General features: G+C 62.8%; 13 protein-coding genes. 8 read left to right on the top strand and 5 right to left on the bottom strand.

The window, feature by feature from the left end; all coding sequences use genetic code 11:
* Positions 1 to 114: 114 nt before the first annotated feature.
* The 3 genes from WA145_RS07695 (at position 115) to WA145_RS07705 (ending at position 4634) form a co-directional block, all read left to right on the top strand.
* On the top strand, positions 115 to 2430 hold the full coding sequence (locus tag WA145_RS07695) for a YgiQ family radical SAM protein (RefSeq protein WP_422581015.1): 2316 nt from the start codon (positions 115 to 117) through the stop codon (positions 2428 to 2430).
* A gap of 405 nt (positions 2431 to 2835) precedes the next feature.
* Entirely contained in the window at positions 2836 to 3846 is a 1011-nt protein-coding gene (locus WA145_RS07700) for a L,D-transpeptidase family protein (protein WP_422581004.1), read from the top strand.
* A gap of 11 nt (positions 3847 to 3857) precedes the next feature.
* Complete coding sequence (locus WA145_RS07705; RefSeq protein WP_422581005.1) at positions 3858 to 4634, top strand: M23 family metallopeptidase; 777 nt, start codon at positions 3858 to 3860, stop codon at positions 4632 to 4634.
* 53 nt (positions 4635 to 4687) lie between these two features.
* Here the strand turns inward: WA145_RS07705 and WA145_RS07710 are convergent, their stop codons facing one another.
* The 3 genes from WA145_RS07710 to WA145_RS07720 form a co-directional block, all read right to left on the bottom strand.
* Positions 4688 to 5953, bottom strand: coding sequence for an Hsp70 family protein (locus WA145_RS07710; RefSeq protein ID WP_422581006.1), 1266 nt, complete (start codon positions 5951 to 5953; stop codon positions 4688 to 4690).
* Between the two features lie 136 nt (positions 5954 to 6089).
* A complete protein-coding gene (locus WA145_RS07715; RefSeq protein WP_422581007.1) occupies positions 6090 to 6542 on the bottom strand; it encodes a YqaA family protein in 453 nt (150 codons plus the stop codon).
* 79 nt (positions 6543 to 6621) lie between these two features.
* Positions 6622 to 7350, bottom strand: a complete 729-nt coding sequence (locus WA145_RS07720) for a VC0807 family protein (protein WP_422581008.1) — start codon at positions 7348 to 7350, stop codon at positions 6622 to 6624.
* 331 nt (positions 7351 to 7681) lie between these two features.
* Here WA145_RS07720 and WA145_RS07725 point away from each other — a divergent pair, with 331 nt between their 5' ends.
* From WA145_RS07725 to WA145_RS07745, 5 genes are all read left to right on the top strand, one after another.
* The gene (locus tag WA145_RS07725) at positions 7682 to 8626 is read left to right on the top strand and encodes a substrate-binding domain-containing protein (RefSeq protein WP_422581009.1); all 945 of its coding nucleotides are present in this window, start codon (positions 7682 to 7684) and stop codon (positions 8624 to 8626) included.
* Positions 8627 to 8804: 178 nt separating this feature from the next.
* Positions 8805 to 9506: a substrate-binding periplasmic protein gene (locus tag WA145_RS07730; RefSeq protein WP_422581010.1), complete on the top strand. Its 702-nt coding sequence runs from the start codon at positions 8805 to 8807 to the stop codon at positions 9504 to 9506.
* Positions 9507 to 9751: 245 nt separating this feature from the next.
* Positions 9752 to 10750, top strand: coding sequence for a type II secretion system F family protein (locus WA145_RS07735; RefSeq protein ID WP_422581011.1), 999 nt, complete (start codon positions 9752 to 9754; stop codon positions 10748 to 10750).
* A 132-nt stretch (positions 10751 to 10882) separates the two neighbouring features.
* A complete protein-coding gene (locus WA145_RS07740) occupies positions 10883 to 11746 on the top strand; it encodes an isocitrate lyase/PEP mutase family protein (RefSeq protein WP_422581012.1) in 864 nt (287 codons plus the stop codon).
* Positions 11747 to 11837: 91 nt separating this feature from the next.
* Positions 11838 to 12104 (top strand): DksA/TraR family C4-type zinc finger protein, encoded by a 267-nt coding sequence (locus WA145_RS07745; protein WP_422581016.1) that lies wholly within the window; start codon positions 11838 to 11840, stop codon positions 12102 to 12104.
* Between the two features lie 82 nt (positions 12105 to 12186).
* On the opposite strand, the gene ureC is transcribed toward WA145_RS07745, so the two are convergent.
* Complete coding sequence (gene ureC, locus WA145_RS07750; protein WP_422581013.1) at positions 12187 to 13887, bottom strand: urease subunit alpha; 1701 nt, start codon at positions 13885 to 13887, stop codon at positions 12187 to 12189.
* A 101-nt stretch (positions 13888 to 13988) separates the two neighbouring features.
* Positions 13989 to 14121: urease subunit beta (locus tag WA145_RS07755; protein ID WP_422581017.1), on the bottom strand; the 133-nt coding region annotated here is incomplete at its 5' end.

A 14121-nucleotide genomic window follows, 5' to 3' on the forward strand; every position in this document is an offset into this window, starting at 1 on the left:
GGCCATTTCAGCGGTTAAACCCAGGGTTGAAGTCGGATTTGGTTAAATTTTGTGCTATATTCCGCGCCCGCGATTTTCCATCCTGTTCGCCAACGCCGGTCACTCTCCATGCCCATGCAAGCCGCCAAGCCGTTATTCGATTATCCAAAGTACTGGGCCGAGTGTTTCGGGCCGGCGCCTTTCCTGCCGATGAGCCGGGAAGAGATGGATCAGCTTGGCTGGGACAGCTGCGACATCATCATCGTCACCGGCGATGCCTATGTTGACCATCCCTCCTTCGGCATGGCGATCATCGGCCGCCTGCTGGAATCGCAGGGCTTTCGCGTCGGCATCATCGCCCAGCCGAACTGGCAGTCGAAAGACGACTTTATGCGGCTCGGCGAGCCGAACCTGTTCTTCGGCGTCGCGGCCGGCAATATGGATTCGATGATCAACCGCTATACCGCCGATAAGAAAATCCGCTCCGACGATGCCTACACCCCCGGCGGCCAGGCCGGCAAGCGCCCGGATCGTGCCAGCCTGGTGTACAGCCAGCGCTGCAAAGAAGCCTATAAAAACGTGCCGATCGTGCTCGGCGGCATCGAAGCCTCGCTACGGCGCATCGCCCACTACGACTACTGGCAGGACCGCGTGCGCAACTCGATCCTGATCGACGCCAGCGCCGATATCCTGCTGTACGGTAACGCCGAACGCGCCATAGTCGAAGTGGCCCAGCGCCTGTCCTATGGTCACAAGATCGAAGACATCACCGACGTGCGCGGCACCGCGTTTATCCGTCGTGACACGCCGCAAGGCTGGTACGAAGTGGACTCCACCCGCATCGACCGGCCGGGCAAGGTCGACAAGATCATCAACCCCTACGTGAATACCCAGGACACCCAAGCCTGCGCCATCGAGCAGGAGAAGGGGCCGGTCGAGGACCCGAACGAAGCCAAGGTCGTAGAGATTCTCGCCAGCCCACGGATGACCCGCGACAAGACGGTGATCCGTCTGCCGTCCATGGAGAAGGTGCGCAACGACCCGGTGCTCTACGCCCACGCCAACCGCGTGTTGCACCTGGAAACCAACCCGGGCAACGCCCGCGCCCTGGTGCAGAAGCACGGCGAGGTGGATGTGTGGTTCAACCCGCCACCCATTCCCATGACCACCGAAGAGATGGACTACGTGTTCGGTATGCCCTATGCGCGCGTCCCGCACCCGGCCTACGGCAAGGAGAAGATCCCGGCCTACGAGATGATCCGTTTCTCGGTCAACATCATGCGTGGCTGTTTCGGCGGCTGTACCTTCTGCTCCATTACGGAACATGAGGGGCGGATTATCCAGAACCGTTCGGAAGAGTCGATCATTCGCGAGATCGAAGAGATCCGCGACAAGGTGCCAGGCTTTACCGGGGTGATTTCCGACCTCGGCGGGCCGACCGCCAATATGTACCGCATTGCCTGCAAGAGCCCGGAAATCGAGTCCGCGTGCCGCAAGCCGTCCTGCGTGTTCCCCGGCATTTGCCCGAACCTGAACACCGACCATTCCTCGCTGATCCAGCTCTATCGCAGTGCCCGTGCCCTGCCAGGGGTGAAGAAGATTCTGATCGCCTCGGGCCTGCGCTATGACTTGGCGGTGGAGTCGCCAGAGTATGTCAAGGAACTGGTCACCCACCACGTCGGTGGCTACCTGAAGATCGCCCCGGAGCACACCGAGGAAGGCCCGCTGAATCAGATGATGAAGCCGGGCATCGGCAGCTACGACAAGTTCAAGCGCATGTTCGAGAAGTACTCGAAAGAGGCGGGTAAAGAGCAGTACCTGATCCCGTACTTTATCGCTGCGCACCCAGGCACCACCGACGAAGACATGATGAACCTGGCGCTGTGGCTCAAGGGCAACGGCTTTCGCGCCGACCAGGTGCAGGCCTTCTACCCCTCGCCAATGGCCACCGCCACGGCCATGTACCACTCGGGCAAGAACCCGCTGCGCAAGGTCAGCTACAAGAGTGACGGCGTGACCATCGTCAAGAGCGAGGAGCAGCGCCGCCTGCACAAGGCCTTCCTGCGTTATCACGACCCCAAAGGCTGGCCGATGCTGCGTGAGGCGCTGACCCGCATGGGTCGCGCCGACCTGATCGGGCCGGGCAAGCACCAGCTGATCCCGCTGTATCAACCCGCCACCGACAGCTACCAGAGCGCGCGCCGCAAGAACTCGACGCCGGCCGGCAGCCACAAGGTCGCCAAGGACACCACCAAGAGCAAGCCGCTGCTGACCCAGCACACCGGCTTGCCGCCGCGTGATACCGGCGCGGCGGGCGGCAACCCCTGGGACAAGCGTGAGCAGGCCAAGGCGGCCGCGCAGGCGCGCAACCAGCAGGCGGCCAAGGAGCGCGCCGATGCCGCTAAAGGCAAAGGCAAGAAGCCAGTGAAGAAGCCGGCCGTACCGCGCTAATCGGAGCGGCTCAGTCTTAGGGGCGCTTTTCTATCCGATGCTGGATGCCAAAGCGCTGTTCGCCAGGCTGGCGAAAGGCTTGAGCCGACAACACGCCCTGGGAACCCTCTACCCAGGTCAGCGCTCAAGCGCCGGCCTTGCTTGGCTGCGCCGTGCTGGTGAAGGCCATTGCCCTCGGCCCTGACGCCAGAGCCGGCGCAGAACAGGGCAATTTGCCAGTATTCGGCGGAACTCCTGCCCGCCGACCTGCTCCAAGCTACTGTCCCGGCTACTACGGCCCCTTTCCTCACCCTCACATACAGGCTGATTAGCCTGAATGGTTGCCCTGTTTTCAACGCCCTAATACGCCAGTGTGAGCCTACTCGAACACGCTGAACCCCGCCCTGCTTGTTCGAGGATTGCATCTTGAAAACACTCACTCTTTCCTGCGCCGTTGCCCTGGCCCTGTATAGCGCCACCAGCTCTTTCGCCTTCGCGACCGCCGCCGTTGCCGAGGCCGCAACCGCTGCGTTGCCGCTCACCGCCGAGTATGCGAATGATGCCAGCCTGCGCGGCGAAGTCGGTCCCAAACAGCGCAATGTGACGGTGCTGCGGGTACAGATTCTGCTGGATCGCGCGCGCTTCTTTCCTGGCGAGGTGGATGCCAATTTCGGCACGAATACCCGTATCGCCATTAGTGGTTTTCAGAAAAACAACGGCCTGCCCGCCAGTGGTGCCATGGACGAACCCACCTGGGCGGCGCTGAACACTGACGTTGAGCCGGTGCTGGTGAGCTATACGCTGACCGAGGCCGATGTCGCCGGCCCATTTGTCGAGATTCCTGCCGACATGATGGAAAAGGCCAAGCTCGCTGCCCTGGGTTATCGCAACGTGGCGGAAGCGCTCGGTGAAAAATTCCACACCAGCCCTGCGCTACTGGCAGAGCTTAATCCGGGCAAGGACCTGGGTCGTGCCGGCGAGGAGATCGTGGTGCCCAACCTGGCCTCGGCAGCGTCCCTGGCCAAAGCCGCACGGGTGGTGGTCGACAAGTCTGACTCAACCGTCACCCTCTACGATGCTGCGGATAGCGTTATCGCGCAGTTTCCCGCCTCCACCGGTAGCGAGCACGATCCGCTGCCACTCGGCGAGTGGAAGATTCTCGGCGTGGCGCGAAACCCCGAGTTCAAATACAGCCCCAAGCTGTTCTGGGCCGCCGACCCTGCCCATGCCAAGGCGACTGTCGCAGCGGGTCCGAACAATCCTGTCGGCGTAGCCTGGGTTGCCCTGTCCAAGCCGCATTACGGTGTTCACGGTACCCCGGAGCCGTCAAAGATCGGCAAGACTGAGTCGAACGGGTGCATCCGCCTGACCAACTGGAACGCCGAGGCCATGGGGTACTCGGTTTCGCCTGGGCTGCCTGCCCTTTTGCAAGAGTAAGCAGACGGTCTATGAAGAGTATTCTGATATTTGTGGTGGGTGCCCTAGTGGGCGTTGCCGGCCTTTTTTATGTACTGCAGGGCGAGCGCCTGACCTCGCCCGTGGCGCTTGTCGCCAGCGCGGTCGAACCCGTGCAGTATAGGGCCGAGCCTTTACCGCCTGCGCTGCTGGCAGCTGTGGAGGACGCCATGCCTCTCCATATTCCTGCCAGCAATAATGAAGGGGCGATGCCGGCAGATGAGCCCCTGGTGCAACAGCCGATTACCTCGGAAGCTATTGCCCCTGAGCTGTCGCCTGTGGCTGACCCGCTTGAGTCGGGTGATAGTGCGGACATCCCCGCTGAAGCATTGCCGGCACATCCCGGCGATTTGCTGATTCCGGTGGCGGGCATTGCCTCGACGCAACTGCAGGATACCTTCCACGATATGCGCGGCACCGAGCGGCGCCATGAGGCGATTGACATCATGGCGCCGCTGAAGACGCCGGTGTTCGCTGTCGATGACGGCATATTGGTCAAGCTGTTCGACAGCAAACCGGGTGGGCTGACGCTTTACCAGTTCGATGCGAGCGCCACCTTTGCGTACTACTACTCTCACTTGGACGGCTATGCGGCGGGCCTGGTGGAAGGCCAGGTGATCAAGCGTGGCGATCTGATCGGCTACGTCGGGGCAACCGGCAACGCCAACCCGCTGGCCCCCCACCTGCATTTCGCGGTTTTTCTACTGGGCCCCGAGAAGCAATGGTGGAAAGGCACCGCCATCAACCCTTACCCGCTGTTTCAGCGCTAGGTGCATTTCTCGTCGAGGGCTCAACCTGCGTGGCTCGCTCCAGGCAGGGGCCCTTAGCCGTAACGCTTCTGCGCTTCGATGGCCAGGCCGCTGCCGATGCTGCCGAAGGTGTTGCCCTCGACATGGCGCGCGTTGGGCAGCATCGCCGCAACGCTCTGGCGCAAGGCCGGGATGCCGCTGGAACCGCCGGTAAAGAACACCGTATCGACTTGCGCCACGCTCACGCCGGCATCACTTAGCAGCTGGGTGACGCTGCCGCGCACGCGCTGCAGCAGCGGCTCGATGGCGCCTTCAAACAGCTCGCGGCTCAGCTCGGCGACCAGGCCGTCTTCCAGGCGGCTGAGGTCGATGGGCCGTGCAGCCTGCTCGGTGAGGGCGATCTTGCTGTCCTCCACCTGCATGGCCAGCCAGTGGCCGTCGCGCCGTTCGATCAGCTGGAACAGACGGTCGATGCCGGTGGGGTCGACTATGTCGTAGCGCATGCTTTGCAGCTGGCGCTGTGACTGCGCCGAGTACACCGCGTTGATGGTGTGCCAGGTGGCCAGATTCAGGTGGGTGCTGGTGGGCATCGGCGCGTCGCTCTTCATCCGGCTGCCGTAGCCAAACAGCGGCATCACGCCAGCCAGGGAGAGCTGCTTGTCGAAGTCGGTACCGCCGATATGCACGCCGCCGGTGGCGAGGATATCGTTATGCCGGTCGGCGACAGTGCGCCGTTCCGGGGCCAGGCGCACCAGGGAGAAGTCCGAGGTGCCGCCGCCGATATCGACGATCAGCACCAGCTCTTCCTGGCTGATGCCCGACTCGTAGTCGAAGGCGGCGGCAATCGGCTCGTACTGGAACGACACGTCCTTGAAGCCGAGCTTGTGCGCCACGGCCACCAGGGTGTTCTGCGCTTCCAGGTCGGCCACCGGGTCATCGTCGACGAAAAACACCGGGCGGCCCAGCACCACTTCCTCGAACGGCCGGCCGGCGGTGTTCTCCGCGCGGCTTTTCAGCTCGCCGATAAAGAAGCCGAGCAGGTCCTTGAACGGCAGGGCGCTGCCCAGCACTGTGGTTTCACTCTTCAGCAGCTTGCTGCCCAGCAGGCTCTTCAGCGAGCGCATCAGCCGGCCTTCGTAGCCTTCCAGGTATTCCTGCAGGGCCAGGCGGCCATACACCGGGCGGCGCTCTTCGAGGTTGAAGAACACCACCGAGGGCAGGGTGATCTTGCCGTCCTCCAGTGCAATCAGCGTCTCACTGCCGGGGCGCAGCCAGCCGACGGTGGAGTTGGAGGTGCCGAAGTCGATGCCGCAGGCGCGGGCGGGAGTGGAGAAAGGCATGCGGCGCGCTGTTCCTGAATAAATACCGGGAGGTTTTTGGCGCGCAAGCCCAAAAGAGCTGAAGCATGAGAGTGCTGAGCGCAAAAACGGCCGCGCATTCTATGCGAGTCGCCCGGCGAATGCTGCGCTTATTGGCCTATGGCGCGACGAACGTTATCCAGCCCAGGGCAAGCCCCGCGAGCACAGCATAGCGGGTGGTTTTCGCCAGGCTGACGATCAGCAGAAATACCCACAGGCGTTCGCGCATCACCCCTGCGACCAGGGTCAGTGGGTCGCCGATGATTGGCACCCAGCTCAGCAGCAGTGACCAGCGGCCATAACGGGCATAGCCGCGTTGCGCTTGCTGCAGGCGTGCATCGCTGACCGGGAACCAGGGTTTATGGCGAAAGTGTTCGAGGTAACGGCCGAGCAGCCAGTTGAGCAGCGCGCCGAGAATATTGCCGACGCTGGCCACCACCAGCAGGGCCCAGGGCGAGTAGGCGCCGCTGAGCAGCAGCGCCACCAGCACGCTTTCCGATTGCAGCGGTAGCAGGGTGGCGGCGCCCAGGGCCGAAATAAACAGGCCCAGGTAGGCGGAGAGTGTCAGCATCTGTGTGCGCCGGGCCGAGTGGCTTAGCAGGCTGTTGAAAAACTACCTGCGTTGGCAATACTGCGTTAAAAACGGCCTGCTAGGGCTGTTTTTCCTGCTCGGCATTGGCCATCACGTCTTCCAGTTTGAGGCCGGTGAGACCGTGGATGGTGCGCCACAGGTAATAGAAGATGAGCATCAGCATGATCATCGACGGGATCGCAATCATCGGGTAGCTGAGCAGGTTCATCCGGCCCAGCTCGGCATTGAAGGCTTCGCTCCCGGCGGGGCTGATGACGATCCACTTGGCCAGCACGTAGTTCATCGCCGAGGAGAAGAAGAAGGTGCCACTCAGCCAGTAGGTGGCTCTGAGCAGGCGCGCTTCGAACTGCTCGGTATTGCCAGCCTGCTCCAGGCGCTGATGAATCCTGTCGACATTCAGTACGTTTTTGTTGAACAGCATGGTGCGGATCAACGGGAAACGGGTGCGGGTCGATAGCAGCACGGCGATGCCGATCAGCCCAGGGATTGTCGCTTCCTTGATCGCCAGCCACTGGTTGTCCAGCTTGAGCAGGCCGATACCGCCGGTAAGCAGCACGCTGACCAGGCCGAGCAGGGCGATAAAGTTGAATTTGCGGTACTTGAGCAGCTCGAAACTGCCCCAGCCCAGCGGGAAGGCCAGCGCCAGTATCAGCGCGCCGTCGGCGCCCAGTCGGCTCTCGCCACTGAGTTTCATCAGAATCAGCGAGGGAATCAGGATACTGACCAGCAAATCGATCAGCGGACGGGGTTTGTGGGTGGCCTGAGTGCTTTGCGTGGTATCGGTCATGTCAGTCAATGTGCAGGAAAGTGACGCAATCATCGCCTGCCTGGGCGGTGGCTACCAGCCCAGCTGTCGCCTGGAGTGTGAAAAAGAATTGCCGGAGCCACGTTTAACCTTGCGCGGTCGCGCCCCGCAGGGTGATCGCTCAGGGCCGGTGGGCCATAAAAGCTGTGGCTGACACGGACTGGGTTGACCCACGGGTTTCTGGCGGATGATCGGTAGTGCTCCAGGCGGCGAGGGTAAAACACTGATGCTAAAGTGATATTAGTTATCCGCAGTGTTCCTCTGGCGCTGTGTGTACTCGGCTAGGGCAAGCCATGGTAGTGGGAGTGTCCCGATGTGCTGTCTGCGAGCGTTGAGGCTAGCTGTCCTGCTGTTCGCGCTGTCTGCCGGCTGGTCGACTCAGGCGGCCAGCAGGGCGTGCGTCGGCGTGGTGGCGGCGGGGGCTACGCCGTTCTGGCAGGAGGTTGAGGCGGGTAGCCTGCAGGCTGGACGTGATATGGACGTCGACGTGTATTTCCGTGGCCCGAGCCGCGAAGGTCGAGTGGAAAGCCAGCTGCAGATGATCGACTGGATTGAGGCGCATGGCTGCAAGGCGCTGGTGATCGCTCCGAGTGGGGCCCGTATCGCGCAGCGGGTGCGCGAGCTTGAGGCGCGCGGCATTGCCACCATTTATTTTGATCGCGACCTGACGGGCAGCATGGTGCGTGGCTTGGTCAGCACCGATAACTACCGCGCCGGCCAGCTGGCTGGCCAATATATGGCGACCAAGTTGGGCGGTCAGGGGCAGGTGGCGCTGCTGCGTTTGCAGCCTGGGGTGCACTCCACCAGCGAGCGTGAGCGCGGCTTTCGCCAGGCCGCCGAGGCGGGCGGCTTGCTGATTCTGGTCGACCGCTATGTGGGTGACGACAGTCAGGCGGTGGTCCGTGCCGTGCAGCGGGAGCTGGAGCATCTCGATGGCCTGTTCACACCCAATAGCACCAGCTCGCGAGCCGCGTTGGCCGCGTTACGCCGGCTGGGCAAGGCCGGCCAGTTGCTGCACATCGGTTTCGATGGCGATCAGTTGCTGCTTGAGGCTTTGCGTCAGGGCGATATTCATAGTCTGTTTATCCAGCAAACCCATGCCATCGGCTACCAGGCTGTCAAGCTGGCGGTTCAGGCGCTGCGCGGTGAGCTGCAGGCCGCGCCGGTCAGTATCCAGCTGGAGGTGTGGCAGGTGGAGCGTGACACGCTCGCCGACTGGCAGCGCGCCCGCGCCCTGGAGTTAAACGCTCAGCCTTAGGCCGACGTGCGCGCCTGACGGCACGGGCTGCGCCTGCTTAATATGCGCGCCGTGCGCCGAGGCGCAACCTGGGGCTTGGTTGTGGAGGTAGGTGTATCTGATGAGGTTGAAGGCGAAAATCTGTGCATGGCTCTGCTTATTGGCGTGCTGCGTTGGCGGTTCGGCACTGGCGGAACCGTTGCGCCTGTACACCGAGGAATACCGGCCGCTGAGTTATATCGACAATGGCAAACTGACGGGTATGGCGGTGGAGGTGGTCGAACTGCTGATTCAGCGCACTGGGCAACCTGCGGTTATTGAGCTGGTGCCCTGGACGCGCGGCTATCAAAAGGCCCAGCGCGAGGTTGATGTCGGCCTGTTCGCCACGGTGCGCACTCCGCAACGTGAAGATAAATTCCACTGGGTCGGCCCAGTCGCGGCGGGTCAAACCAACTTCTACAGCCTCAAGGATTCAGGGCTGCGTATCCGCAATCTCGCGGATGTTGAACGCGTGGGTACCTTGGCCGTGCCCCGGCAGTGGTACTCCTATGAAGTGTTGCGCGAGAAGGGGTTGAAAACCCTATACGGCGTGCCGACACCGCAGCACATGATGAGGCTGTTCAAGCATGGGCGGGTCGCACTTATCCTGGCCAACAACCTGGCCCTCGACGAGATGCTCGCCAGCCAAGGCCTGAAGCGTGAGCAGGTTGAACAGCAATTCACGCTGATGGTCCATAGCACTTATATCGCTTTTTCCCTGAATACCAATCCGGCACTGGTGTCGCGTTGGCGGCAGGCTCTCAATGAGATGAAGCGCGACGGCAGCCTGGAGCGTATCCACCGGCGCTGGTTTGTCCATGCGAGCGAAGAGGAATTGGCGCAAGCGCTGCAGGTGCAATGACCCGGCCGACTATTCTTGCCGCGCCTGCAACTGCGCCCGTGGATGAATGATAGTGAGATGACGTTCTGTGTTGTGCGCTGCGTTGGCCGCTTGTCGAGATGGTTGTGACCTGACCGCGGAGGCGCGGCCTGCGGCGGCATGCCAGGACGCTCAGGGCGCTCAGAGCGCCGATTGGCGCGCAACCTCGCGGCGCAAGAGTTGCTAACCTGGCGTCAATGCTGTTGTGCTCAACTCCCGAGGCGGCTATGCCCACATCACGTCCGACCCTGCTGGATCTTGCTGCGCGCGCACAGTTGTTCGGCCATCTGGCAGCCATGGAGAAAGCCGGCGTGCCGGTCGAGCGCGCGCTGCTTAGCGTGCAAGTACCGACGCGCGCCAAAGCTGCGCTGGCCAGTCTGCAAGCGCAGATCATCGGCGGTAGCGATATGGCCGGTGCCGGGCTGCGCAGTGGCTTATTTACTGCGCTGGACAGCACCCTGCTGCGCGCCGCCCAGGCCAGCGGCTGCCTGGCGGCGGTTTACCAGCGCCTGGCCGAGCGCTACAACCACCGCGCGCAACAGGCCGCTGCCGTGCAGTCGCGCCTGCTGATGCCGGCGGCGGTGCTGGTGCTGGCGCTGTTTATCCAACCGCTGCCGGCGTTGGTCGGCGGTCAGCTGAGCATCGCCGGTTATCTATGGGGCGTGCTCTGGCCGCTACTGATGCTGGGGGCGCTCTATGTGCTGGGCCGTGGGCTTTATCGGCGCCGTGAGCACGCTCGGGCGGGGGCTGCGTCGCCCCTCGATGGTCTGTTGGCGAGTGTGCCGATCCTCGGCCCGGCGCTGCTGCGGCGCAATCTACGCGACTTTTTCGACAGCCTGGGGCTGCTGCTGGAGGCCGGCATGCCCATCCTTGAGGCCTTGCCCAAGGCCTGCGCGGTAATCAGCCATGCGCCGCTGCGCAAACGCTTCAGCAGCGTGCAGCTGGCTATTCAGCGCGGCCAGGGCCTGGCTCAGGCGTTGGCGCCTGTCGACTTCCCCGGTCATGGTCTGGCACTTGGCCTGATCCGCACCGGCGAGGCCAGCGGCACCCTGCCAGCCAGCCTGCTCAACTACGCCGAGGTGGAAAGCCAGAAGCTGGATAGCCTGACCGAACAGCTGGCCACCTGGCTGCCGCGTGCGCTGTATGCCGGGGTGATGCTGTGGATGGCCTATGGACTTTTAACTGGCGCGGGCTTTGGGCCGCGCTTGCCGGCGGAGTTGCTTTAGGGCTGGTTGCTCGCGGACTGAAAGGCGGGTGCAAGGTTGTTGGTCGATTATGTAGTTTTACTACATGACGGATTTTGTAGTTTTGCTACATAATCCCGTGCTCAGAATCGACCATAAACGATGGTGCACCCCATGCGAAGAGCCTCGCATCACGACCTTCGCGCACAATTTCGTGCGCTTCTTGCTTCTAATAGCTGCTATCACACGGCTTCTGTGTTCGACCCCATGGCCGCTCGAATTGCCGCTGACCTGGGTTTTGAGGTCGGCATTCTCGGCGGTTCTGTAGCGTCACTACAAGTTTTGGCGGCGCCAGACTTTGCCCTGATTACCCTGAGCGAGTTTGTCGAGCAGGCCACCCGCATCGGTCGGGTCAGCCGCCTGCCGGTGATCGCCGATGCCGACCATGGCTATGGCAATGCGCTGAATGTGATGCGCACCGTGGTCGAGCTGGAGCGCGCCGGGATTGCCGCGTTGACCATCGAGGACACCCTGCTGCCGGCACAGTTCGGGCGTAAGTCCAGCGACCTGATCGGCATCGACGAAGGCGTCGGCAAAATCCGCGCAGCCCTGGAGGCGCGGGTCGATCCAGACCTGGCGATCATCGCCCGCACCCATGCCGGTTTGCTGGAGGCCAGCGAGGTGATTCGTCGTACCCAGGCCTACCAGGCGGCCGGTGCCGATGCCATCTGCCTGGTCGGGGTCCGCGACTTCGAACACCTCGAACAGATCGCCGCGCACCTCAGCGTGCCGCTGATGCTGGTGACCTACGGCAACCCGTCGCTGCGTGACAACGCACGGCTGGCCAAGCTCGGCGTGCGCATCGTGGTCAACGGTCACGCGGCCTACTTTGCGGCGATCAAGGCCACCTACGACTGCCTGCGCGAACAGCGTGGTGTCGATGCCTGCGACCTTAGCGCCTCCGAACTGGCGCTGAAGTACAGCCTGCCAGAGGAGTATTTCGTCTGGGCCGAAGCCTTTATGAACGTGAAGGAATAGCCTCTCGTCAGCGGCCGTCCTGCCGCGCTTGTAAACGGCAGCGGGCTGGCCCATACCTGCAACAACAGCGAATATGCAGTGGGAGGTTGCCATGGCCGGTGGTTGGGCAAATGACGGCGCGGTACAGGAGCAGATCGACAGCAGCATCGAGGACGCCATCCAGCGCGCCCGTAGCCAGCTGCCCAGCGGCGAAAGCCTGCGGCATTGCGAGGAATGTGACGCGGCTATTCCCGAAGCGCGGCGCAAGGCCATCCCCGGCGTGCACCTGTGCGTGGCCTGCCAGACCGCGCACGACCAGGAACAGGCCAAATTCAGCGGCTATAACCGCCGCGGCAGCAAGGACAGCCAGCTGCGTTGAGGGTGAAACCTGGCTGTCTGCCGTTGGGCTTCGCCGCTGCGCGGAGCAACCCAACACCGGCAGGCCGATCAGAACAGCTGCTTCAGAATAGAAAGTAGCGCTGGGCCATCGGCAGCACATCCGCCGGCTCGCACCAGAGCAACTGGCCGTCGGCCTTGACCTGATAGTTCTGCGCGTCCACTTCGATAGTCGGCAGGTAGTCGTTGTGGATCAGGTCGGTCTTCTTAACGTCGCGGCAACCTTTGACCACGCCAATCTTCTTCTGCAAGCCGAGTTGCTCCGGCACCCCGGCATCGAAGGCCGCCTGGCTGATAAAGGTGAAGCTGGTGGCGTGCCGGCTGCCGCCGTAGCTGGCGAACATCGGTCGGTAGTGCACCGGCTGCGGGGTGGGGATCGAGGCGTTGGCGTCGCCCATCAGGCTGGCGGCAATCGCCCCGCCTTTCAAAATAAGGCTGGGCTTAACCCCGAAAAACGCCGGGCGCCAGAGCACCAGGTCGGCCCACTTGCCGACTTCGATGGAGCCCACTTCATGGCTGATGCCGTGGGTGATCGCCGGGTTAATGCTGTATTTGGCGATATAACGTTTGACCCGGAAGTTGTCGTTGCCTGGGCCGTCACCCGCTAGTGCTCCGCGCTGTTTCTTCATCTTGTCGGCGGTCTGCCAGGTGCGGGTGATCACCTCGCCAACCCGGCCCATGGCCTGGCTGTCGGAGCTGATCATCGAGAAGGCACCGAGGTCATGCAGGATATCTTCGGCGGCGATGGTCTCGCGGCGAATACGGCTTTCGGCGAACGCCACGTCCTCGGCGATGCTCGGATCGAGGTGGTGGCAGACCATCAGCATGTCCAGGTGTTCGTCGATGGTGTTGCGGGTAAAGGGCCGGGTCGGGTTGGTCGAGCTCGGCAGCACATTGGCGAAGCCGCAGGCCTTGATGATGTCCGGCGCATGACCGCCGCCGGCGCCTTCGGTGTGGTAGGTGTGGATGGTGCGGCCCTTGAACGCGGCCAGGGTGGTTTCGACGAAGCCGGACTCGTTCAGCGTGTCGGTATGAATGGCCACCTGCACATCGAACTGATCGGCCACGCTCAGGCAGTTATCGATCGCCGCCGGGGTGGTGCCCCAGTCCTCGTGCAGCTTGAGGCCGATGGCGCCGGCCTTGACCTGCTCGATCAGCGGCTCCGGCAGGCTGGCGTTGCCCTTGCCGGTAAAGCCCAGGTTCATCGCGAAGGCGTCGGCGGCCTGCAGCATGCGCGCCATATGCCAGGGGCCGGGGGTGCAGGTGGTGGCGTTGCTGCCGGTGGCAGGTCCGGTGCCGCCGCCGATCATGGTGGTGACGCCGCTCATCAGCGCCTCCTCGATCTGCTGTGGGCAGATAAAGTGGATATGGCTGTCGATGCCGCCGGCGGTGAGGATCATGCCCTCGCCGGCGATCACTTCGGTGCCGGCGCCGATGGCGATGGTCACATCCGGCTGGATATCCGGGTTGCCGGCCTTGCCGATGGCTTTGATACGGCCGTCTTTCAAGCCGACGTCGGCCTTGACGATGCCCCAGTGGTCGATGATCAACGCGTTGGTGATCAGGGTATCGACCACATCGGCGGCGCAGAGCTGGCCCTGACCCATGCCATCGCGGATCACCTTGCCGCCGCCGAATTTCACTTCCTCGCCGTAGCTGGTGAAGTCCTGCTCCACTTCGATCCACAGCTCGGTATCGGCCAGGCGCACCTTGTCGCCGACGGTGGGACCGAACATATCGGCATAGGCTTGGCGGGAGATTTTCATGGATTCGCCTTGATATTCAATTGGGTTTGAAATCGTTCGCTGCGCTCACTATCGCGGGCAAGCCCGCTCCTGCTTGTGAGCGCATTTCCTTGTGGGTGTGCTTAATCCAGCTCGCCCATCACCCGTCCGGCAAAGCCGAATACGCGGCGATGGCCGGCCAGGTCGACCAGTTCGACTTCGCGGCTCTGGCCTGGCTCGAAGCGCACCGCAGTACCGGCCGGGATATTCAGGCGC

It is taken from the genome of Pseudomonas sp. (assembly GCF_049301935.1).
Classification (GTDB): Bacteria; Pseudomonadota; Gammaproteobacteria; order Pseudomonadales; family Pseudomonadaceae; genus Aquipseudomonas.